Raw genomic sequence first — 20,981 nt, 5'->3', positions numbered from 1 at the left:
CGTTGCCGCCCTTTTTTACAGTGATTGGTTTCTTGGGCGGTTTCCGTTCTAATCCTTTGTCAACCGCCAAATGGCAAACCCAATTTCACCCGCCATCATTGTGCCGATGTTAAACAATATGCAGCCCAGAATTATGAAAGGGGCTGTAAATTCAAATGGGTTACGAGCCGCAAAGGTGGTGACAATATCGAACACCCAAACCGCAATCACAACTAATCCAGCACTAGAGCGATCGCGTGTACCTGCGGTTTTGTAGTCTTGCCACAACTGGCCTACCAAGTCAATCTTGCCACTAGGCTTGGTTTCAAGCTCATAAACCATGTGGTCTTGAAGCTCCCGCCTCGCTGAATCTGGGTTTTTACCGCGTAAGGCATGAGCTTCAATTACTTGCACACCGATAGAAATTATGAATGCAAGGTAAAAGAACGGGTTGAACAGTGCAAACGGCACATTTAGCCAATTCCAAGTCGGCTCAAACCAGGGTAAAACAGGGGGGCCTTGAAAGATTAATTGCCAAGTTGAATCAGCACTAATCATGGAACCGCCGATAAATAAAATCCCGCCAACTAACGCACGACCCGCACCACCATTAGCAACGAACTGATTAACGATCGCGGCGGCTGCCCTAATAGGTAAACCAACAATCATCACAATAGCCTTGGCACAAAAATCGATGATTTCACCAAGCGATCGCTTCTTATCTTTGGGTTTACCATCATTGTTACCAGTGCTATTACTTTCTGCACTTGATGAACCATTAGCCATTACTTTTTCCTTACTGGTTTGATATTTTGAACGGTTTTACAAACCTCTTTAGCTTTGTGCTTCCACTTCCAAATTCCTTCTTCAATTCGCCCAATACACCTACCCGTTGCGTCAAAAACATCAACAATCTCATCATCTTGATAAAAGGTTGTGTCTGGTCTGGGATTGCGTTTACTGTTGTCAATGTAATTAGTAATTCTCAACTTGCGACTTGTGGGCATCACTCCTGCCTCATATAAGGCATCACTGGTTTTTGCCCGTTCTTCTATGCGCGAACGTTCTAGTTCTTCTGAGGCTTTTAGCCGTTGAAGCTCTGCATAAGCCCCCAACTTGGGTACTAAGGGGATGATTACAGGCAACATGCAAATGCCAACACCAGCCAAAGCTAAGTACAGTTGTTTCTTATACATGAGACTGCTGTGCTATAGCGCGTTCTTAGTACAAATTTTTCCCATGTTTCACACATAAAATGAGGCGTTTCATGTTTCACGACGCTGAAACATTGATGAAACCGTTGAAACGTTTCATGAAACAGTGCTGTGAAACAGCTTCGTGAAACACTACCCTTCATAACGCCTTTCGAGCAAGGAATTGACTGGTGTTTCGTGTTTCATGTTTCACGTTTCACGCTGGGGGAATGCTGTTTCATGCTGTTTCACGCCCTGAAACACTGATGAAACCGTTGAAACGTTTCATGAAACAGTGCTGTGAAACAGCTTCGTGAAACAATCCCGCCCATAAAGGCTTTCGAGCAAGGAATTAGCTGGCGTTTCACGTTTCATGTTTCATGTTTCACGCGGGGGAATGCTGTTTCACGAGTCTGAAACACTGATGAAACCGTTGAAACGTTTCATGAAACAGTTTCGTGAAACAGTTTTATGAAACACTCGCGCCTATCACTATTACTTTGATGCCCGTCCCAGAAAAGTCAATCCTGCACCAACAAGTAATCCCAAGGGAATGAACACCCCACTGCCGATTAATCCAGTAGCGACAACGCTACCAACGAGATATGCACTGCCACCTAAAGCGCCAACAACTGAAGTAGCAAACAATCCCGTACTCAGAATATCCATAACTTGATTTTTCCTTTGATGAGTTAATAGTTTTTGAAGCAGTCGGATTTCGGCAACAGTGGCGACAGTTTCATTTTGGATTTGTAACAATGCCGCCACTGTTTTATAAGCTTCTAAAATCGGATCTGTGTCCCCATTGAACTGACTCTCTCTCGTAACGAATTGAGTCGTAGTTTGAGTTGTTCTTTTTTTCGGATCGACTCCCCCAACCTTGTTGAAGCTTCTTCTGCTAAATTAATCAAACTCTGATCTATCTCGGTAATCTGGTTATCGACTTCCAACATGGATTGCTCGGCAAAGGCATCCAACACCGTCCCTTTGGCTCCAATCAAGGATTCCATGAACAACAAAGCTCCTGTAACACCAGTTGATGCACCCAAAATCTTAGATTGCTCATTTTGAACGGCTATAGCACCAGAAATAGTCTCTTTATCAGCCGCAGTTAACTTGTATGAGGCTTGTTGAATTGCCTCATCAGCTTTAGTGATTGTGGCTTCGGGTATATCTGCTACAGGTGATTGTTGAGGCTGTAATCTCTCACTATTGGTAATATCTTGGAATCTAGCTAAAATCTCCTCTGGAACTTGTGAATCTACCGTCCATTTTTGCTCTGGATATTGACGGCGTAGCTCATCAACTACTTTTCCAGGTACTTTTTTGAGAGCTTGTGCGAATTCTTTAACAATCATGATTTAGGCTCCTAAAAACTTTTCGGGGTGATTTTTTAATTCAATAGCTACCTTCTTTAAAGAACCTTTGGCTAAAACGTAACTTCTAATTCTTTGAAGCACAGGTAAATGCCAGTTTGTCAACTTTGCTCGTCCGTTTAGCCCTCCGTTATCTTCGTCCCGAAAATCCTCAAATTCTGGCAGGTACAAAGAAGCTAAGTCTAAATACTTTTGGAACTGTCTAATTCCAACTGATGGCTCCAATTGTTTGGCTGCCTCCTCTCGTGTTAACAATTGTTCAACTACACAGCTTCCCTGAATTAGCAATGGTTTCGGCTCCTAGAGTTCCGATTGAGTTCCGACTGAGTTCCGATTGAATTCCGGTTGAGTTCCGATTGAATTCCGGTACTGCTAATACTAATAATAAAAACCCTACCAGCTGGTGAGTAGGGTTTTTCTGATGACTTAGCGTCAGCCTGACGCTAAGTACCTGATAATAATTTATGGATAGCTCCAAAATGATTAAGTACCTGTGGTTTTGGCTGTTGATACCTTGTACTACTTTCGTCAGCTAACCAATGACTTATTGTTTGCTCAGGATAATCACTAAGCCTATGCATCAGGTATATAGATGCATTGTGAATTATTTTGAATTCTCTTGGATGCATTGGTTTAATACCAATGTTTTGTACCATACTGCGATCGCTCCTAATCTTGGGTTAGTCTGGGGTGGGAATAGCCCATTGGTGTTGAAAAATCTCTGCTTAATTTCTAGACTTTTCCTGTTTGTTGTTTGATCATCTGCTCCACGTCATCAATTGCGTTCACTATTTCTCCTAAAACATTGAAAGCATCGTTTAATACCACATCATTTGATGTAGAAAAGTACTCGGACGATTGAAGCCTGCGATAATCCTTACTGCTCCCAATTATTTGCAACGTATATTGGCAGCCCTGTAAGATAGTCCGGATCTCTGATGTGGTTAACTTGATTTCCATCGTTGTTTATCCCCTAAAATTTATCTCGCTGAATACTGAAACTAGCTCCGACCAAAGAACTGCCTAAGAAGACGGAAAAATTAACCAACATTGCACCCAGGCAAATATTTTTCTGTTGCTCCCAACCAGAGATGATTATGTTGGGATTAGCATTTGTATCAATAATCTCCATTCCCCAACATCCCATTGCCCCTACTCCTGAAAAGCCAGTTAAAAGCAGAGAGACAATTGCAGTTGTTTCTATCGTGCGATCAATGAATAATTTGGGGTTAAATCTTCTCTTAGTACGGCGAAAAACTAATTTATTACGAGTGTTTGAAGGCAAAGATGATTGATGAGTTACTTTCTGTGTTTTCACTTTGCATCCTCCAATTCAATAAAAAACCCTGCACCAGTATTCTTAATCTTTACTTTTCTTTGATTGACTAACATTTGAATCACGTTAAGACTGAAGTTGATGTGACATAATCGAGCGCTACCCCCACAACGACGAAGATACTGTATGCACAAGGAGGAATGGTCAGCAGGGGCGGGATGAGTGGATTTTCTCGGCATAATGTTTCCTCTTTGATAATGCGAGTAAGTGTTTAGGCAGAAAAATTAAGAGCATGGCTAGCTCTTTGCCAGTCACACTCTTGAACCTTATAAATGTCGCCAGAAGTTCTTACTGATAGTCTTAAGACTGATAACTGCGGTTTCTGCTGTTGCTTCAGGAGCATGACCAACAGCCACCGCAGCAGCAATTGGTGCGGGTGTCGTTAACAGGGAATTGAGTAATTCTTGTTGATAGTCAATATCTGCTACTGTGCGGTAAACTCTGTGATAATTTATCTGCATCCCCAAAGGTGTTGGGACAATTTTCAGATATTCATTAAGAGCAGATATGTAGGTATCACCAAAATTCTGGAGAGCAACAGCCGGACGGATAATATTCAACAATTGAATAGCTCGTCTAATGTCTGCAACACTGCGGCTAGCATCAATCTCTGGCTGACTTTCGCGGTAGCCTTTACCTTTTTTCTCGGCTACTAGATTGTTAAATTTAGTAATGGCTCTCTGATGATTGCCTAATGTGTGAACTTTGGTTTGTGCTTGATAACCGACTCTGCCCCACTGCACTGTCAAGTTACCATCTTCGACAATGGCCGCCCAGAATTTATTGCTGTTTCGGATAGCATCAACAAAAACTAAATAGATTTCCATGTTTCTTACCCTGTCAATTCACGGCTTGACAGGCATTGCCCCATCTAATTTGATGTTGTAGTGCTTCAAGTATTGTTTCTGCTTCGTGTGTTGTTAGCCCATTTAATTGTGAGCAAATATCTACCAAAAGTTGTGGCATATCTATACCAATAAATGTGACAAAAAGTGCATCCCTAGAAGCTTCTATTAGTGTGTAACTGCTCGGCTCATGCCTTTCTCGCATAAATACATAATTTGTTAACACCGTCCGAAGCAACAATTTGCTTTCTCTGTCTAATTTCTCCAAATATGCACCATAATTTTCAACCAGTTGGTCAATGATTGGAGTCTGCCCGTAATAAGTAACTAAGTCTGTTGTCATGTTTCTTCGCCTTATTAACTATGTTAATTAGCTACTATCAATTACTAAAAGAAAGAGCGATGGCGTACCCGCTATGAATCGGTGGCGATCGCCCCCATAGAATCAGGAGGCAATCGGTTTCTCATCAGTTCATATTCCGAAACTTAGCAGCACGCAAAGACTGAGTTTTCGCTGCAACCACGGGACTGCTAGCCCGTCGTGCGGTGGATGCCCACACCTGCATTCTTTCAACTGCCGCAGCGTCCTGAATCGCAAGCGGGGTAATCGTTTGACGACAGGCTTCGAGGTCAGCAAGCGTTACCTGCTGCGGTCTATCCTCATCGAATGCCAGCAGAGCAGCTTCCGAAGCAAGGGTTTCCAGTTCTGCTCCTGAAAACTTTGCAGTGTTGGTAGCGATCGCTTCGAGATATTCAAGCTGTACTTGAATACCGAATCGCTCTAGGTGAATCCCTAAAATCTTTACCCGTTCTGGCTCAGTGGGCAGATCAACAAAGAAATTTTCGTCAAATCTTCCCTTCCTCTTTAGCTCACTTGGCAGTGCAGAGGGGTCATTGCAAGTTGCTACGACAAACACGCCACACTGAGATTCGGACATGAATGTAAGGATATTACCCAGAATCCTCTGTGAGACTCCACTAGTGTCACCACTGCCAGAAAGGGCTTTTTCTATTTCGTCTATCCATAAAATGCAGGGTGCGATCGCCTCAGCAGTCTTTAATGCGCGGCGTACATTGCCCTCTGATTCACCAACTAAAGAACCAAGAAGAGACGCAATATCTAGCTGGAGTAGCGGTAGATTAAGGATGTTAGCAATGTTTTTAGCCAATAACGTTTTTCCAGTACCGGGTGGGCCAGCCAGCAACACACCTTTTGGTTGGGGTAAAGAGAGACTTCGCGCCTCTTGCGTGAACAGCCGCCGCCGCCTCATCAACCAATCACGCAGAAGATCCAAACCGCCAAAAGGGATTGTCGCAGGTTTGCCCAACTCAATACCCATTTGAGACAGTAGCCGAGTTTTGTACTCGACGGCTTTGGGGATAAAGTCAGCGCCGACAACGACACCATCATTACTTAAGTTTTCTTTGACTGTTAACCGAAGGAAATCACTAATCTCCTCCAGGGTTAAACCCAGGGCAGCACGAGAAAGAGTTTCTTTTTCAGCATTTTCTAGAGAAATAGTGAAAGTCAATTCCTGTTCAATAGCAGACTGTTGTAGGTCATGCAAATAAGAATTGAGATGAAGTAGTATTTGGTCAATACTAGGTAAAGGAACTTCACAATAAGGAATCAATCTGACTAGGGATTCGTGTAATTGTATGTTCTGACCCAACAAGACAATGCGTTTATCTGTGGGTTTTAACCTGTGGTAAAGGTTTTTAACTTTGCTTAAAATCTCCCAACTCAATTGGGGTGAATTATTAGCAATAAAGGGGTGAATATCTCCGAGGATAAATACACCATTCCCACTAAAGTTAGCAATGTAGTCGAATACAAATAGTAGCGGATCAGCCTGTGGAGGTCTTTTGTACTCTGCAACTGGCTTAAACACCAATCCCCCATCTGCTGCGATTAAACATTGTTCTAAGGTTGATACCCCCAGATTCCAGAAGAATACTGGACTTGAAAGCTTGTTGTTAGCTTCAGTTGTCAACCACTGAATAATCGTCGCTTCATCAGGAGATAGGACATCAACCGCAGCGATGGGGATTTGTGAATCGAGTGTGGAGAGAAGATTTGAGAGTTTCATGATGTTGATATTTGATAAGGAACTGGAGAGAGTTCGTCATGAGTGTTTACCACTTTCACGACTACCTCATAGACTTCGGCATCGCCGCAAAATACAGATGCCATAGCATTACTTTCAGGTTGGGCAATAGCGGAAATAAGAGCATTTATTAGTACACAAATACCTTCAGTATTGGCTTTGATAACCACAGGTTGATGTACTTTTTGCTGCGGATAAACGTGAAGCATGGGATATTCTTTTGATAATTCATTCATAAATTTAGGGGGCTTGGAAACCCCCTTTTATGTTTGTTACTGGCGTTGGTACTGTTGATGGGTAGAAGTTATACGTTGCTGTTGGGCTTCCGGCTTAAATTCACGTTCGCCCTGTACAACTCCCAACGCCTCTTCAAATGGCTGGGTTGCTGACAAACAAGTTAACCCCTCGAATCCAAGAGCTTCCACTTTCACTTCACCTGTAGCGCTGTCGAAGTGAATCAGTATTGACCGTTCCATATTTATCTCCGTGCATATTGTTGAACTTCTTGATGTCCGGCAAAAGTGAGCCGTAAAGTTTGCACAGTGCCATCAGTAGATTCTGCGATCGCACATTCTCCAAACTGCTCTTGTAACTCGGCGGCAATAGATCGAACCATCCGTTGTCCATAAGCCAGCATTAGTTTATTACTGAAAAAGTCTTTGCCCAGCTTCGGAACTGTCTCGTAGCCGTCGTGTATCACATCGTACACACCACTTGACTGATTCCATTTGAACCCGATGTCTGCACGGGCTTTTATGGTGCGACCAGATACGATGATTTCAGCACTTTGTCCTTGAGAACCACCGTAGTATCCTTTTAGTGATTGTGCTGTTTGGTGAACCTGCGGTGATAGGTTTAAATCCGTGAGAGCTTGCACCAAACACTCGTGATTGCTTAATTTGGTTTTAACGGTTGAGAAGTGTGACATAAGAATTTTGTTCCTATAGTAGAAAGAAGTGCGGTACTCTTTTTGAGATGTATATGCTGCATTTTTCGTTTAAGGTACTTAGTCTTGGGCGAATGCACCCGCCCAAGACTGTTTTTTACCGGAACTTAAACGACATCACGGTAGCTTTCGACAAGCCCACGTCGTCAGTCGCAAGTGATTGTAGATTGCGTTGTTCATCTAACAACTTGGCACGAATTTCTTCCATCTTTCGCTGTAATTGACTGCGCGTATCAGAACCAAGATTCTTCGACTCAATCGCTGGATCGTTAACGATAGAGTCCAAGTGCGCCATCATCGCCTCCAAGCTACTGCCTGCCTCCGGTGAAGCGTTTGCCAGTAGCACTTGAACCTTCATCAGATGGCGCTCCATTTTTCTTTTAAACTGTATGGGTTTCCTCCCTGGTTCCCAATCAGCTAACTCTTCAAGCAATTGCGCGGCGAGTTGTTCACCACCAGCTAAAGCAGATTCCCTCAATCTCTGTTCCAGATTTTGGTCATACTGTTGGATGAACTTGGTAATCTGATCAAGACATTCAGCTTGCTGCTGATTGAGTTGCTCAGAGAGGGCAGGGATAATAACCGGACGCCTATAATGACTTGCAAATAGTCTTCAAGATCGGTCAGAGTCGGGAATGCTCTTAACAAGTTTGCTTTTACAGATTCTTGCTTATCCTGTGCTAATTCCCAGGTGTTAAGTGAGAGAAACTGATCAATCCGCTCTTGGTAATCTACAAGTCCCGCTTCGTAATCAGCTTTTAATTGATTGCGTAAACCAGGGGCGATATTATCTCTGATATTGATTAACTGATTCCATACCAGGGGAGCTAAATCAATTGGACAAACCCAGTCACCAGTATCAGCAGACATCCACTCTTGAACTGAGGCGATTTCTTGACGAAGTTGTGCGGCAGCTTCATCTAGCTTTTTGAAGACCTTAATACCTCGCAGACCGACTTCGGAATTTGTGACTTTAACGAGGTCTGATTCTATTTCAGAAACTTCAGCTTTAAGTACATCCGCCCATTTAGGCGCGGCAGACTTTGTACTTTTCTTTAGCTGAATGCGAAACCGAATACGGGTTTTATTTAACTGTGAGAAATTGTGGCGCTCGACTACTGCATCAGTTAGGAAATTTGCAACGATAGGGTTGTCAATTGCTTGTACCATGATTATTCACCTCAATCATTATTTTCACTCTCGATTAAGCGAAGCTTTCTTTGTGACTATTTCTCAATTTCTGAATGTCCGTAGTAGCTCTATAGATTACTTTGTTAGAGCTTTTTTGTAACCTAATGTGTCTTTTGATGACTGGTGGTTTATGTATGGACATGGCTTAAAATAGCTGAAGTTGCTGTGAATTATCCTGTACCACAGGCTTTTGATAAACCATGCCTTCGACTTCATAACAGCGAGTCATGAGTTTGTTTCGGTTTAGCCGAAAGCTGGCTTTTTTCCTTTGATTTGGCAGAGGTACAAATAAATACTGTGGATGTTGTATAGTACCTTCATCACCCAAGTATCGTGAAAGCGTACCGTTGATTTGGTAAACTTTTGATGAGCTTAATAACGTCGTGTCGTAAACTTTAATCAAATTTAATTCCATCTTATTAGCAGTGAAGTGTGCCATAATTTATCGTGGAATCGATTTTTCTCTACAGTTAGACTGATTAAATCTGACTGTAGAGTTTTTCACGCATAATTCGTTATTTTTGCGTTAATTATTGATTGAGAGTGACAGAAGATTACAGATAGAAATGCTCGAAAATCTGGTGAAGTTTTTCCTGATCTTCATCAGGCAGAGCCTTAAAATCGAACTCGTCTGATTCCCAAACTTGATCCAGGCTTGTAGACTCATCAACAATATTTGCAATCAAACAAGATTGATCGTCGTAGTTCCAGCCATTTGCTAAAAGCCACGGTAGAACCCCGTCAGATTGCAAAAGTTTTTCCAGGTCAAACAAGTCAGAAAATGATTGCAGATTTTCGACGTTGGGGTGAACAATTGTAATACTCATCTGTGATTAGTTTTGAATAGTTGAACAGCACGTATTAGCTGTAGACAAAGCTTGAGTAACTTATAACTACAGTCTCTCAAGCTCTGTTTACAACAAGTTAAAGCACCATTTCATTCGCAGCTTTTGTTACAGCTAAAGCCTGTTTACTGACCTCTCGCCACTCTGTTTGCTCGTTGTAGGATGCCATCACTAATTCCGACTCTACCCATACACGACAGAACAATACATTTTCATCTGTCGTACCAGGGTGCGGCTGTAGTGTGATGGGAGAATACAATTGTTCTGGGGTCAAAGTTGCGATCGCCGCAAGTATGCACTTTGAAAAATGCGTATCATAACCGGATTCTAAGATATACGTCCGGTCTGCTTGCATAGTTATTAGCAACTTGCAGGTTTCTTTTTTGCGGCGTTCTGTATTCTCAAACCGCAGTTCTTTAAGGTATCCAGTCAGCGCAGTTTGAGGGACATCACTCGGTTCACCATTTAGTGTGTACCACAGCCCCCCGTGCTGACGATTGCAGTAAATTTTACAATTGCCAGCTTCAGAGTGCAATCCAAGTTTCGGTTTATTAATTGCTGCAACTAACTGCTTGAGAAATTCTTCCTGGCGCATCAAAGCAGCAAGTAGTTCAGCATTTTCTTGAGGGTTCATTTGTTTGTACCAAAAGCATTTCACTTTCGCATTGGCGAAGCCGTTGACTTCTTAAAACAGCAGGCGCAACCGATGAAGATTTCGGTCACGCCCACTATTTCACTTACGCCGCTACCAACTCCCGACGAACTTGCGGCAGTTCAATCGGAGCAGTTGTCCTGGATAGCACCTTTACAGCCTCTTTTATGCTCCAATACCGTACTCCATCCCCACACCGCCAATAGTAGGTCTTGGGGTCGTTTTCCCATAACTCATCAACGTTTCTGACCTTGAAGACAATTCCCAAGAACTTACCATCTAGATATACGTTGTGAGCCGTCTGAAGGCTAGTGCGTCCTACATAAGTCAGTCGATAGCCGTCTACTGGTTCGCACAAGTCTTCTGCACGAGTCCCGCGATACGAACAATTACCGCACCCATGACCTTCGCAGTCTGGACAGATGGCAGCAGGCATATTCCACTTCGGCAGTGTAAAATCCCATTCAGCCGATGGGGTTAATATTCGAGCCTTGTGGGAAATATAACAACCAGCATGACCGATTACTTTATCAGAATGGTATTGGACGCTTAACAATAGCCAATCACAATCACCTAACAAGCCAATTTTCTCAGAAGCTTGTTTCAATTCCTCATCTTCTTTGTGATTGCACTTTACTGGAGCAGAAAGACTCGCTTTTACCTCTGCAACAGCGCGTTTGAAAGATTGTTTGTGGTATCGAGCATAACCGTGGGTCATTTTTACCCACACGATATCATCACTGTTGATCCAGATAGTCACTACATCTTCGAGCTTGCACTCTTTTGAGTAGTCCGACTGATTGACGATGGTTGCAATGATTTGGCGATCGCGTGTGGTTAACGGATCTTTTGTTGGCGCAGGGGCTGAAACTTGTGTCATCATTAGCAAATACCTCTTAAATGGGTAAAAGGGCGATCGCACAGTTTGTCCGACGGAGCGATCGCCCTATTTTTATTGGTCAGTTTGTTGTGCCTTCAGCACAACACTCTCACTCTAGAATTGGCGAAGCCTCATATTTGCTTGCTCCTAGTCAGTAACTGGAGCTTGCTACAGCAGCATATCCCTTGATCGGGCGGCAGTCGGCAACGAGCTTCAAAGCGACTTCCGTAATGCTGTAGCAACTTTTTATTTGGAACCCACTCCACCCTTACCTCACTTCAGCAGCCTTGACTATTCGCTGCTTTCGCTACCTGGGGGCTTTGTTTTCTGTTCACTTTTTTCAAGGTTCAGTGTTGAGCGCCTCTTTATTTAGCTAAGAGGCTGGCGCTCATTCCCTCTATAACTACTACTTTACTAGTCCCACACATAAATGTCAAGTACCGCTAGTACTTATTGAGAAATGATTTTAGGGGAACCGAACAGTTCTTGTACATCTTTTCCAAGGATTTGGCAGATATGCCTAAGTAACTGAAAAGAGACGTTTTTAGGCGCTCTGGGCATTGTTGGGTGTTCTAAAAGTTGTATGTACTGGTGAGAAACTTGATAATCAAACTTTAGCCGGACTTCTTCAGCAAGAGAGCGTCTAGAGAGCTTTCCACGCATATCCTTAAGCTTTTCTCCAAAAGTGGGGTTCCACGCAACAGTTGTTATTAAATCTAATTCCAGCATAATAAATTCTTTATGTGTCCCACTTGACGCATCCATAATATAACTGATATAGTCCTGCTAGTAAAGAGTAAATCACTCGATACTAAAGCGATCGCTTGCCCATGTGCAATGCAATGATTTCAGTTTTCGCCAATTGAAGGAATACAACTAGAGAAAAAGATCACCTACAGCAAACGCTTGCGCTCTTGAGCAATGCTAGAGCCATCGCATACGCTTGTACACGATTGCTGATCGGGGCAATGCCTTTACGTAAATTGCAAGGAGCGTTAATGAAAGGCTTTAGTAATTTTGGCTCTTCAGTTCCTTTTATGGAGTCGAATAATAAATAAAATCTAATCAGAGCCTATGTTCCTTGCTATGACTAAGTTTGAAGTTTTTGAGCCTTTTTTATAAAACGGCTATTTTAATGCAATACCATAAAACCAACGCAAGAGACGTAATTTTAAAGTCTTCATTAGTAGTACTTTTAGTTTTTACTGCCAGCAGGTGCTGAAAGAGACTGAACTCTAGAGATTTGCAATTTTTGAAGCTCGAATGGGAACAATAGGCTGGTATTTATTACATTTCTATAGATATGAACCTGACAAAAACAATTTTAAATGCATTAGAAAAACTTTTAAAAGTTTCAGTTTGTATTGGGGTGATGCTAATTCTTAGTATTATATATTATTCAATGACAGAATTACCTGAAGCTATTGCCGCAGGTCAAGCTTCATCATCAAATAATATAATAAAAACAGCTACTTATTTAAATAAATTTAAAAGTTTTCTAGAATTTGGAGATTCTTTTCTGCCGGATATATCTATTTTAAGAGCATCTTTTAGCCCAACGTTTCAACCAACTTTTGCACCAACGTTTCAACCAACTTTCGCTCCAACTATATCTTTAATTGGTAGAGTTGATTTTTATTTTCAAGCTCAAGAATTAAACTTGATTAAAATTATTATCTGGAGTTTAGACTAAATGGTCAAACTTAAAGGACAAAAATAGGGGGTCTGATTGAACACAGACCCCCTTTTGACAGAACCTGAGAGAAGTACCACCTACTCTCACCTGCCAATATGAAATTTGACAAACTTCAAGAATTTCGTCAAGCAGCTTACAACCATCTGGGCAAAGCTCACGATGCGACTTTTGAATTGACTGATGCCATCTTGACGACTCGTAATGCTTACAGTTTGGCAGATTTATCCCTATCTCCATTTTTTAGACGTAAGTGGTCAAGCATCTATGAAGCTCTACAAGACAGCAGACCAAAGCGACAAAAATTGATGCAGTTGTACATAAAACAAATGCCAACACAAGATCGTCCCTTGTTGGCAGGCGACCATACTGCTTGGCCTCGTCCCGATGCAGTAACTCTTCAAGAAAGAACAATTGAACACACGAGTGTAACAGTGCCTGGAAATAAACCGATTACCATTGGTGAGGGATACAGCACTATTGCTTGGGTGCCAGATGATTCTGGTAGTTGGGCATTACCCTTGAGGCATGAACGAATTACTAGTTGGGAAAACCCCATAGATAAGGCAACCTGGCAGCTAAAACAAGTGTGCGAGCATTTGCCTACCAGACCGATTTCAGTTTGGGATAGCGAGTATGGTTGTGCCCCTTTTGTCTTGAAAACTGCTGAGATTCCAGGAGATATTCTTGTACGTTTACGTTCAAACCTTTGTTTATGGGGCGCACCTCCAACATATTCTGGCAGGGGTCGTCCCAGGAAGCATGGTATCAAATTTAAGCTCAATGAACCCGATTCATGGGACGAAGCAACTCAAACCCTAGAGATGAACGATCCAAAACTGGGGCACTTAATAGTTAGGTTATGGGAAAATTTACACTTCCGTAAAACTGCGGCACGTCCGATGTCATTGATACGAATTGAGCGTCTTGATGACAAAGGTAACTTAAGAGTCTCAAAACCTTTATGGTTGGCTTGGGTAGGAGAAGAAATGCCTCCATTATCCGAAGTTTGGCGGTTTTATTTGCGTCGCTTTACTGTTGACCACTGGTATCGTTTTTTAAAGCAACGCTTGCACTGGACTCTTCCTAAACTAAGTACTCCCAAACAGTGTGAGAGATGGAGCGACTTAATGCCAATGATTACTTGGGAATTGTGGTTGGCTCGTGATATCGTTGCTGACAACCCTTTACCTTGGCAAAAGTCAATCGCTCAGTTGACCCCTGGAAGGGTTGCTCAGGCTATGGGGATCATTTTAGAGGGTATTGGTACTCCTGCCCGTTCGCCCAAACCGCGTGGAAAGTCTCCGGGTTGGGAACCAGGAAAACCACGACAACGTAGAATTCGCTATCCCATAGTTAAAAAAACTACGCCAAAACCACGTAAAGAGCAAGCAAAATCTGCTTGACATCAAAGATTTTGATACTTGAAACTTGTGTTTTATCAACTCAGCGCAGCTGGGTCGTTTTGTGTTGCTTAGTCTAAACTCCAGTTATTATTAATAATAACGAAAAAGAGGTTTTTAAATCTCTAGCTTTAGAATCTTATAAATTAGGTGTTGAGAAAGCTCAAAAAGATGGGGATTATAAGAGCGCAGTTAAACATTACAGTAATGCTTTAAGTCATGATGGCCACTTTGCTGAAGCTTATGTCAGCCGAGGTCGAGCATATTCAGAGTTAGGAGAACAGCAAAGGGCTATTGCGGATTACACTAAAGCTATGGAAGTCAAGCCTAAGTTTGCTGAAGACGCATATAGATATGTAGAACCATTATTAGGAAGGGGAAGTATATACATTAAACTTGGCAATTATCAAGAAGCATTAAATGATTTTAATTTAGCAATTCAACGTAATCCTGATTTCTGGGATGCTTACTTAGGTAGAGCTACTATATATATTGGGCAAGAAAATTATCCCGCAGCAATTAATGATTTGACGGAAGCATTAGAATTAACGGCAGACAATTATCCGGCAGCATTTCTAAGGCGTGGTTCTATATGGGCTGAATTAGGCGAAGCAAAAAAAGCTATTAAAGACTTTACTGAAGTTATTAATAACCATGCAGAAGATGCTATTGCATATTATGCAGATGCTTACTATAAAAGAGGTCTAACTTACTTAAATATAGGTAATATAGAAATAGCAATCGATGATTTTACACAGGCAATTAAATATGATTCTAATTATAAACAGGCTTATTATTACCGAGCAGCCTCCTACAAAGAATCAGGAAAATTTCAGGAGGCAAATCAAGATTACAGCCAGGCATTATTAGCTAGCAATTTCCCAGAGCATCCCGGACTCTCTGCTTCGGTTAATACAATAGCTATCAGTAATGATGGTATGACTTTAGCTAGTGGTAGTAACGACTCAAATATTAGACTGTGGAACTTGAAGACAGGTCAAGAAATTAACAATATTGCTGGGCAAGTAGGTCAAGTTTTCGCTGTTACTTTTAGTCCTGATAGTCAAATTATTGCTTATGCTGGTACTGATAAAATTATTAAGTTATGGAACATAAAAACAAGAAAAGAAATCCTAAATATACCAGCGCATACAGACTGGATTAATTCTCTAGCTTTTAGCCCAGATGGAACTATCCTTGCTAGTGCAAGTGATGATAAAGACATTAAATTATGGGATGTCAAAACAGGAGAAATAATTACTAGGTTATCTGGACATTCAGACTATGTTAAATCCCTTGTATTTAGCCCAGATGGTCAGTTTATTGCTAGCGGTAGCCGTGACCAAGATATCAAATTATGGAGTTGGCGAATTGGAAGATCCATCAGAAATTTAGTAGGACATTCAAATTGCGTGCGTGCTGTAGCTTTTAGTTTTGATGGTCAAATTTTGGCTAGTGGTAGTGAAGATAATAGCATTATGCTGTGGGATTGGCAAAGTGGAAGAAAAATCGGTTCTTTAATTGGTCACTTTAAAACAATTACATCTTTGGCATTTAGCCCTGATAATAAGATGCTTGCTAGTGGTAGTGATGATAAAACTATTAAGCTATGGAATGTGCAAACTCAACTAGAAACAATGAGCCTTTCCGGTCATTTATCTTATGTCGAGTCAGTAGCTTTTAGTCCAGATGGAAAAACTCTCGTCAGTGGAGGTTATGACAAAACTGTTAAAGTGTGGCAAGTAGATTAAACAACTAATTCAGGAATTAATAATCGCTGACACCTACCACACACCAATATATTTTTAGCCACTGTTCTACATTTTGCCTCGTACTGGCTAGAGCTTTCGGCAATCACTCATGAGAATCGATTGGGGAGGCGATGGCTACGCTCCACTTAGCGATGTCTACGACGGGCTGCACCTACGCTACTTCCTCCATTTCCAGATTTGCCTTCTCAACACACCATCACCAGCAACCATGTTCTGTGGTCTGCCAAGGCATTTGCTTACAATCGCGGACGCTGCCTGTGATTAGATAGTTAAGAGTTACTCGCAGAATACTGCTTCCTTTGTATTGTAGGAATCATTAAGCACTATAATTCTTTACCCAGGTTTATAAAGAGTTAAGTGTATCTAAAAGCTCAAACACAGCTTGATAATTGCCTGTTTAATCAGTAAATATACTGTGCCATTTATCTAACTTTCGATTATCCTTGATAAAAGTCATCAAGGAAGCTGTATTGCTATGTATACAACAACCACTTCAAGGCAGCAAAGCCATCTGTAAGGTAATGTTCACATTTTTATTAAAAAAGTTACCCCCTTATTGGCCAAAATCGAAAAAACACAGTAATCAAAGGCAAAATTAATGCCCAGATTGAGTATTAATCAGCGCCTTGATGCACTATTACCAAAACTGCAAGATGCACGTTTATTAAGTAATCGCGGTATTGGAAACGAAATTGGCTTTTATATTTTTGATTATGACGCTGAATATGAACCACTGGTACAGCGATACATTGAGCGCCTGAAGTTGCAATTAATGAGTCCACCCAGTGAAATTATGTTGCTAGAAATCGACCTTTATAGAACAATCTTCGACATTTTGGAAGAAAGGCGATTATTAAATAGGTCTTTTGAGTTAGAAGCAATTAGAGGAAATGCCGCTTTGGAAGAAGCCATTTCCTCTCTTTTGCAACCTGAACAGGTTATTGCCCACATTCAGAAAAAACTTACAGGACATGAACAGCTTTTAATGATGACCGGAGTTGGTGCTAGTTGGCCTCTTTTACGATCGCACAGCATTTTGAACAACTTACATCCAGTTCTAGATAAAATCCCTCTGGTTATGTTTTTCCCTGGTTCCTACGATGGGCATGAACTACGCTTATTCGACACATTTAAAGACGACAACTACTACCGAGCTTTTCCTCTTATTCCCCATCAAGAATACCACCTATGAATATCGCCGAACTCTTCCAAAAAGACATTCACCGCAACATCAATGGCGTAATTAAAGTTGGACAACAGGACAGCGAGAATATCCGTCAGGAATTGGAAGAGTACGTTGTTACCTACGAACTGGATAAGCACTTTCGTATTTTCTTTGAACGCTACACTAGTGCTTTTGACAGTCCCACAGACAAAATGGGAATATGGATCTCAGGTTTTTTTGGCTCAGGGAAGTCCCACTTTTTAAAGATTCTTTCCTACCTCTTAGCTAATCACCAACTGGGGAATAGCTATGCCTTGGATTACTTTGATGGAAAGCGCATACCTGATCCGATTTTGCTGGCCAAGATAGAGCAAGCGGCACGTAGTTCTTGTGATGTAATTCTATTTAACATAGACTCCAAAGCTGACGCTAATAATAAAAATGGTAAAGAAAGCATTACTAAAGTTTTTCAAAAAGTCTTTGATGAGCATTTGGGCTACTTTGGGACAGTTCCAGCCATTGCTGATTTTGAACGTCAACTAAATCGCCAAGGCAAGTATGCAGCTTTTCAAAAAGCTTTCTTGGCAGAGACAGGAATGGAATGGAAGGAAAACCGAGATGCTTGGAGCTTTTATCAAGATGCGATCGCCGTTGCATTACAAACCAGTACGGGCATGAGTGCAGAGGCGGCTAACCGATTGCTGGATTTAGGTAAGCAGAACTATACTTTAAGTCCAGAAAAGTTTGCTGGCATGGTAAAGCAGTATCTGGATAGTAAAGGGCCGCAACATCGCCTAATTTTTATGGTGGATGAGGTAGGACAGTATATTGGTGAAGACAGCAAACTGATGCTGAACCTACAGACTGTTGTGGAAGATTTGGGTACTTACTGTTTGGGAAAAGCTTGGGTGGTGGTGACATCCCAAGAGGCAATGGATGAGATTACCAAAAACAAGATTAAAGGCGAGGATTTTTCTAAGATTATTGGTCGTTTTTATCGCCCACTGAACTTGTCTTCTGCTAATACCGATGAGGTAATTAAGTTACGCTTGTTGGGCAAAACTGATGCAGCGCGGGCTGGGTTGGAAGCTTTGTATAGCCAGAAAATTGCTATTCTGAGAAACCAAATTGCTTTTACTCAAGACAGTGCCGATATGCCAGGATATGGCAATCCTCAAGACTTCTTTACCGCCTATCCCTTTATTCCCTATCAGTTTAATCTGTTACAAAAGGTTTTTACTCAAATTCGCCTCATGGGTTCTGCTGGCAAGCACCTGGCATCAGGAGAGCGATCGCTATTGGATGCATTTCAGGTTGCATCCCAAGCGGTAGCCGGAGAACCCCTTGGTGTGCTGGTTCCGTTCCACACCTTTTACATGGCAGTAGAAGGCTTTTTAGATAGTTCGATCAACCAAGTTATTATTCAGGCGGGTCGGAATCCGCAACTACATTCTTTTGATATTGACCTATTGAAGACTTTGTTCATGGTCAAGTACCTGAAAGAAATTCGGGCTAATTTGGATAATTTAACTACTCTTAGTCTAAATAATATTGACCAGGACAAATTGGTATTGCGGCAGCAGGTAGAAGTATCTTTGGGGCGGTTGGAACGTCAAACTCTTATCCAGCGTAATGGCGATGAATATATTTTCTTAACCCATGAGGAGCAAGATATTGGCAGAGAAATCAAAAATACTCAAGTTGATTCAATCAAAGTTCTCAAAGAATTGCAACAGCTTGTCTGGGATTCAATTTTTACTGACAAGGAACTACGATACAGCCAGCGTCATAAGTATCCATTTAACCGCAAGCTGGATGAACAAACTTTTGGGCAGCAAACTAACGACCTAACCCTGCATATTGTTACCCCTTATGCCGAAAGTTACGCTGCTATGCAGGATGATGCTTTCTGCATTGGTACTACGGGATCTCGTTATGAAGTCTTGGTGCGATTACCTGATAACCAGCGTCTACTGGATGATCTCAATATTTTAATCAAAACAGACGAATACTTACGTCTGAAAAATAGCAGTAACCTCAGCCCTAGTATCCAGAGAATTTTAATCGCACGGGGAGACGAGAATAGCAAACGCCGTCAGGAATTGAAAGTTATCCTAGAGGATTTGATTACTCGTGCTGATGTATTTGCCTGTGGTAGCAAGTTAGAAATTCGCAGTCGAGACACTAAGAGCTTGCTGAATGAAGGTTTGAGCTATTTGGTAGGCAATGTGTATCAAAAGCTCGGTTACGTGGCTAGTGGTTTTGAAAACGAAGATCACGTAAGCAATGCCCTAACTCGTGAGAGTCAAGAACAAGATATTAACGGACAGCCTGTTAATGTGGCTGCTCATAGTGAAATGCGAGCTTGGTTAATGGAAGAAACCCGCCTTCGCCGTCTTGTCAGCATTAAGGCATTGGTAGATAAGTTTGCAATTCGTCCCTATGGTTGGTCGGAATTCGACACTTTGGGAGTGATGGCGGAACTTGCTAACAAGGGTGTAATAGAACTGCGACACGCTCAAGGCAACGTTAATCTGCATGATAAAGGTTTAGTGATGCAGTTGCGATCGCGCAAAGAAATAGATAAATATACTGTCCGCCTTACTGATGAAATTAACCCGGCAAACTTGAAGATTGCCAAAGATATGGCCAGTGACTTACTCAATGGCAATATGTCTAGCGATCCACAGTTGCTATTTGAACAATACAAAAATGCCCTAACAAAACGCTCTCAAGAACTAGAAGGTTGGTTAATCCAAGCAGAAGGTGGGCTTCCCTTTGCTCAATTACTGCGTACTAACTTAGATTTGCTGGGTGAATTGTTAAGCAAGGACAGTGCGGCTAAGTTTTTCGACACATTTCGTCAGCGACGGGATGATATAGAAGAATTTATCGAAGATGTGCAAAAGCTACAATCCTTCTTCAGCACGCAAATTAAGCTGTTCCAGCAAGCTTATAATGACCTGAAAACTCTAGAACCAGAACTACGCCATATTAGTGATCCAGATTTGCTCAGGCGGGTGGATTTAGTTAAGCAAATTTTGGCGATGTCTGACCCCACTGCCAAGATTCCAGAATTAGCAATGTTACTCCTACCTGTCAAAGATAAGGTGCAGGAAGCGCTAAAAACTCAAATTTATCAGGTGGAGAGTAAAAGCAAGGCAATGCGGGAGAAATTAGCTGAGTATGTGACTTCCGCTCACCAAGACATTTCTGCACAGCTTGACCTTAGTAATATCACTCAAAACATCGATAAAGTTGTCACCTCAGTTAATCAAGTAACAAGTATCGATTCTGCGATCGCACGTCAGAGTGAACTAGAAAACATCCTCCCACAATTGCTGCAAAAAGTAGATCAGCAAGCCAATGAAATCATTCAGCGTCAGTCAAACAACGGCAGTAACGGCAAAGCTACTTATGTCAAACCCATCGTATCAGTGCAGGTAGCGAGAGTTGCGTCTAAACCCCTACTGGAAACACTGCAAGATGTGGATGTTTATCTAGAGGCGTTGCGGAAAACCCTATTAGATGAGATTCAACAAAATTATCGCGTTCGCCTTGAGTAATATTACTTAGTTTTACCAATCATTTTCCTAC

At 41.8% G+C, this 20,981-nt stretch carries 25 protein-coding genes and 1 pseudogene; 6 read left to right on the top strand and 20 right to left on the bottom strand.

Annotation, left to right across the window (positions count from 1 at the left end; translation table 11 throughout):
* Positions 1-48: 48 nt before the first annotated feature.
* The 19 genes and pseudogenes from FD723_RS36795 to FD723_RS36705 form a co-directional block, all read right to left on the bottom strand.
* Positions 49-765, bottom strand: a complete 717-nt coding sequence (locus FD723_RS36795; RefSeq protein WP_179070135.1) for a hypothetical protein — start codon at positions 763-765, stop codon at positions 49-51.
* Entirely contained in the window at positions 765-1,175 is a 411-nt protein-coding gene (locus tag FD723_RS36790) for a hypothetical protein (RefSeq protein ID WP_179070134.1), read from the bottom strand. Before FD723_RS36790 ends, FD723_RS36795 begins: the two co-directional genes overlap by 1 nt.
* Positions 1,176-1,667: 492 nt before the next feature.
* Positions 1,668-1,940 carry a hypothetical protein gene (locus FD723_RS36785; protein WP_179070133.1) on the bottom strand — a complete coding sequence of 91 codons (273 nt, stop codon included), beginning with the start codon at positions 1,938-1,940 and terminating at the stop codon, positions 1,668-1,670.
* 14 nt (positions 1,941-1,954) lie between these two features.
* Complete coding sequence (locus FD723_RS36780; protein ID WP_179070132.1) at positions 1,955-2,530, bottom strand: hypothetical protein; 576 nt, start codon at positions 2,528-2,530, stop codon at positions 1,955-1,957.
* A gap of 3 nt (positions 2,531-2,533) precedes the next feature.
* Positions 2,534-2,836 (bottom strand): hypothetical protein, encoded by a 303-nt coding sequence (locus tag FD723_RS36775; protein WP_163934648.1) that lies wholly within the window; start codon positions 2,834-2,836, stop codon positions 2,534-2,536.
* A 444-nt stretch (positions 2,837-3,280) separates the two neighbouring features.
* The gene (locus tag FD723_RS36770; RefSeq protein ID WP_179070131.1) at positions 3,281-3,508 is read right to left on the bottom strand and encodes a hypothetical protein; all 228 of its coding nucleotides are present in this window, start codon (positions 3,506-3,508) and stop codon (positions 3,281-3,283) included.
* Between the two features lie 13 nt (positions 3,509-3,521).
* On the bottom strand, positions 3,522-3,866 hold the full coding sequence (locus FD723_RS36765) for a hypothetical protein (RefSeq protein ID WP_179070130.1): 345 nt from the start codon (positions 3,864-3,866) through the stop codon (positions 3,522-3,524).
* Positions 3,863-4,063 carry a hypothetical protein gene (locus FD723_RS36760; RefSeq protein WP_138506119.1) on the bottom strand — a complete coding sequence of 67 codons (201 nt, stop codon included), beginning with the start codon at positions 4,061-4,063 and terminating at the stop codon, positions 3,863-3,865. Before FD723_RS36760 ends, FD723_RS36765 begins: the two co-directional genes overlap by 4 nt.
* Before the next feature lie 87 nt (positions 4,064-4,150).
* A complete protein-coding gene (locus FD723_RS36755; protein WP_179070129.1) occupies positions 4,151-4,711 on the bottom strand; it encodes a WGR domain-containing protein in 561 nt (186 codons plus the stop codon).
* Between the two features lie 13 nt (positions 4,712-4,724).
* Entirely contained in the window at positions 4,725-5,072 is a 348-nt protein-coding gene (locus FD723_RS36750; RefSeq protein WP_179070128.1) for a hypothetical protein, read from the bottom strand.
* A gap of 124 nt (positions 5,073-5,196) precedes the next feature.
* Positions 5,197-6,819, bottom strand: a complete 1,623-nt coding sequence (locus tag FD723_RS36745) for an AAA family ATPase (protein WP_179070127.1) — start codon at positions 6,817-6,819, stop codon at positions 5,197-5,199.
* On the bottom strand, positions 6,816-7,073 hold the full coding sequence (locus FD723_RS36740) for a hypothetical protein (protein ID WP_179070126.1): 258 nt from the start codon (positions 7,071-7,073) through the stop codon (positions 6,816-6,818). Before FD723_RS36740 ends, FD723_RS36745 begins: the two co-directional genes overlap by 4 nt.
* Before the next feature lie 36 nt (positions 7,074-7,109).
* Positions 7,110-7,313 carry a DUF2997 domain-containing protein gene (locus tag FD723_RS36735; protein WP_179070125.1) on the bottom strand — a complete coding sequence of 68 codons (204 nt, stop codon included), beginning with the start codon at positions 7,311-7,313 and terminating at the stop codon, positions 7,110-7,112.
* A gap of 2 nt (positions 7,314-7,315) precedes the next feature.
* Positions 7,316-7,765, bottom strand: coding sequence for a DUF1257 domain-containing protein (locus FD723_RS36730; RefSeq protein WP_179070124.1), 450 nt, complete (start codon positions 7,763-7,765; stop codon positions 7,316-7,318).
* Between the two features lie 115 nt (positions 7,766-7,880).
* Positions 7,881-8,953: pseudogene (locus FD723_RS36725) on the bottom strand (hypothetical protein).
* A gap of 166 nt (positions 8,954-9,119) precedes the next feature.
* Positions 9,120-9,413 carry a hypothetical protein gene (locus tag FD723_RS36720; RefSeq protein WP_372743839.1) on the bottom strand — a complete coding sequence of 98 codons (294 nt, stop codon included), beginning with the start codon at positions 9,411-9,413 and terminating at the stop codon, positions 9,120-9,122.
* Positions 9,414-9,528: 115 nt separating this feature from the next.
* A complete protein-coding gene (locus tag FD723_RS36715; protein WP_179070123.1) occupies positions 9,529-9,801 on the bottom strand; it encodes a hypothetical protein in 273 nt (90 codons plus the stop codon).
* Between the two features lie 97 nt (positions 9,802-9,898).
* Positions 9,899-10,453 carry a hypothetical protein gene (locus tag FD723_RS36710; protein ID WP_179070122.1) on the bottom strand — a complete coding sequence of 185 codons (555 nt, stop codon included), beginning with the start codon at positions 10,451-10,453 and terminating at the stop codon, positions 9,899-9,901.
* 103 nt (positions 10,454-10,556) lie between these two features.
* On the bottom strand, positions 10,557-11,354 hold the full coding sequence (locus tag FD723_RS36705) for a hypothetical protein (RefSeq protein WP_179070121.1): 798 nt from the start codon (positions 11,352-11,354) through the stop codon (positions 10,557-10,559).
* Positions 11,355-11,371: 17 nt separating this feature from the next.
* On the opposite strand from FD723_RS36705, the gene FD723_RS36700 reads away from it, so the two are divergent.
* Positions 11,372-11,509, top strand: a complete 138-nt coding sequence (locus FD723_RS36700; protein WP_179070120.1) for a hypothetical protein — start codon at positions 11,372-11,374, stop codon at positions 11,507-11,509.
* 292 nt (positions 11,510-11,801) lie between these two features.
* On the opposite strand, the gene FD723_RS36695 is transcribed toward FD723_RS36700, so the two are convergent.
* Positions 11,802-12,080, bottom strand: coding sequence for a hypothetical protein (locus FD723_RS36695; RefSeq protein ID WP_256875382.1), 279 nt, complete (start codon positions 12,078-12,080; stop codon positions 11,802-11,804).
* Between the two features lie 574 nt (positions 12,081-12,654).
* Between FD723_RS36695 and FD723_RS36690 the strand changes: the two genes are divergently transcribed.
* From FD723_RS36690 to brxC, 5 genes are all read left to right on the top strand, one after another.
* Positions 12,655-13,044: a hypothetical protein gene (locus tag FD723_RS36690; protein WP_179070118.1), complete on the top strand. Its 390-nt coding sequence runs from the start codon at positions 12,655-12,657 to the stop codon at positions 13,042-13,044.
* Positions 13,045-13,142: 98 nt separating this feature from the next.
* Positions 13,143-14,450, top strand: coding sequence for an NF041680 family putative transposase (locus FD723_RS36685; RefSeq protein WP_179070117.1), 1,308 nt, complete (start codon positions 13,143-13,145; stop codon positions 14,448-14,450).
* A gap of 86 nt (positions 14,451-14,536) precedes the next feature.
* Positions 14,537-16,198, top strand: coding sequence for a tetratricopeptide repeat protein (locus tag FD723_RS36675; protein ID WP_306297049.1), 1,662 nt, complete (start codon positions 14,537-14,539; stop codon positions 16,196-16,198).
* Positions 16,199-16,817: 619 nt separating this feature from the next.
* Positions 16,818-17,411 (top strand): DUF1788 domain-containing protein, encoded by a 594-nt coding sequence (locus FD723_RS36670; protein ID WP_114083279.1) that lies wholly within the window; start codon positions 16,818-16,820, stop codon positions 17,409-17,411.
* The gene (gene brxC, locus FD723_RS36665) at positions 17,408-20,950 is read left to right on the top strand and encodes a BREX system P-loop protein BrxC (RefSeq protein WP_179070115.1); all 3,543 of its coding nucleotides are present in this window, start codon (positions 17,408-17,410) and stop codon (positions 20,948-20,950) included. The genes FD723_RS36670 and brxC overlap by 4 nt, the downstream gene beginning before the upstream one ends.
* The last annotated feature ends 31 nt before the right edge of the window (positions 20,951-20,981 follow it).

Origin of the sequence: Nostoc sp. C052 (genome assembly GCF_013393905.1) — a bacterium.
Taxonomy (GTDB): Bacteria; Cyanobacteriota; Cyanobacteriia; order Cyanobacteriales; family Nostocaceae; genus Nostoc.
The sequence above is the reverse complement of the archived record's forward strand: the minus strand, read 5'-3'. Positions and strand labels throughout refer to the sequence as shown.

Coding starts and splice junctions, on each gene's coding strand:
- FD723_RS36795 (WP_179070135.1), bottom strand. CDS start 765: ATGGCTAATGGTTCATCAAGTGCAGAAAGTAATAGCACTGGTAACAAT.
- FD723_RS36790 (WP_179070134.1), bottom strand. CDS start 1,175: ATGTATAAGAAACAACTGTACTTAGCTTTGGCTGGTGTTGGCATTTGC.
- FD723_RS36780 (WP_179070132.1), bottom strand. CDS start 2,530: ATGATTGTTAAAGAATTCGCACAAGCTCTCAAAAAAGTACCTGGAAAA.
- FD723_RS36770 (WP_179070131.1), bottom strand. CDS start 3,508: ATGGAAATCAAGTTAACCACATCAGAGATCCGGACTATCTTACAGGGC.
- FD723_RS36760 (WP_138506119.1), bottom strand. CDS start 4,063: ATGCCGAGAAAATCCACTCATCCCGCCCCTGCTGACCATTCCTCCTTG.
- FD723_RS36755 (WP_179070129.1), bottom strand. CDS start 4,711: ATGGAAATCTATTTAGTTTTTGTTGATGCTATCCGAAACAGCAATAAA.
- FD723_RS36750 (WP_179070128.1), bottom strand. CDS start 5,072: ATGACAACAGACTTAGTTACTTATTACGGGCAGACTCCAATCATTGAC.
- FD723_RS36745 (WP_179070127.1), bottom strand. CDS start 6,819: ATGAAACTCTCAAATCTTCTCTCCACACTCGATTCACAAATCCCCATC.
- FD723_RS36740 (WP_179070126.1), bottom strand. CDS start 7,073: ATGAATGAATTATCAAAAGAATATCCCATGCTTCACGTTTATCCGCAG.
- FD723_RS36735 (WP_179070125.1), bottom strand. CDS start 7,313: ATGGAACGGTCAATACTGATTCACTTCGACAGCGCTACAGGTGAAGTG.
- FD723_RS36730 (WP_179070124.1), bottom strand. CDS start 7,765: ATGTCACACTTCTCAACCGTTAAAACCAAATTAAGCAATCACGAGTGT.
- FD723_RS36720 (WP_372743839.1), bottom strand. CDS start 9,413: ATGGCACACTTCACTGCTAATAAGATGGAATTAAATTTGATTAAAGTT.
- FD723_RS36715 (WP_179070123.1), bottom strand. CDS start 9,801: ATGAGTATTACAATTGTTCACCCCAACGTCGAAAATCTGCAATCATTT.
- FD723_RS36710 (WP_179070122.1), bottom strand. CDS start 10,453: ATGAACCCTCAAGAAAATGCTGAACTACTTGCTGCTTTGATGCGCCAG.
- FD723_RS36705 (WP_179070121.1), bottom strand. CDS start 11,354: ATGATGACACAAGTTTCAGCCCCTGCGCCAACAAAAGATCCGTTAACC.
- FD723_RS36700 (WP_179070120.1), top strand. CDS start 11,372: ATGGGTAAAAGGGCGATCGCACAGTTTGTCCGACGGAGCGATCGCCCT.
- FD723_RS36695 (WP_256875382.1), bottom strand. CDS start 12,080: ATGCTGGAATTAGATTTAATAACAACTGTTGCGTGGAACCCCACTTTT.
- FD723_RS36690 (WP_179070118.1), top strand. CDS start 12,655: ATGAACCTGACAAAAACAATTTTAAATGCATTAGAAAAACTTTTAAAA.
- FD723_RS36685 (WP_179070117.1), top strand. CDS start 13,143: ATGAAATTTGACAAACTTCAAGAATTTCGTCAAGCAGCTTACAACCAT.
- FD723_RS36670 (WP_114083279.1), top strand. CDS start 16,818: ATGCCCAGATTGAGTATTAATCAGCGCCTTGATGCACTATTACCAAAA.
- brxC (WP_179070115.1), top strand. CDS start 17,408: ATGAATATCGCCGAACTCTTCCAAAAAGACATTCACCGCAACATCAAT.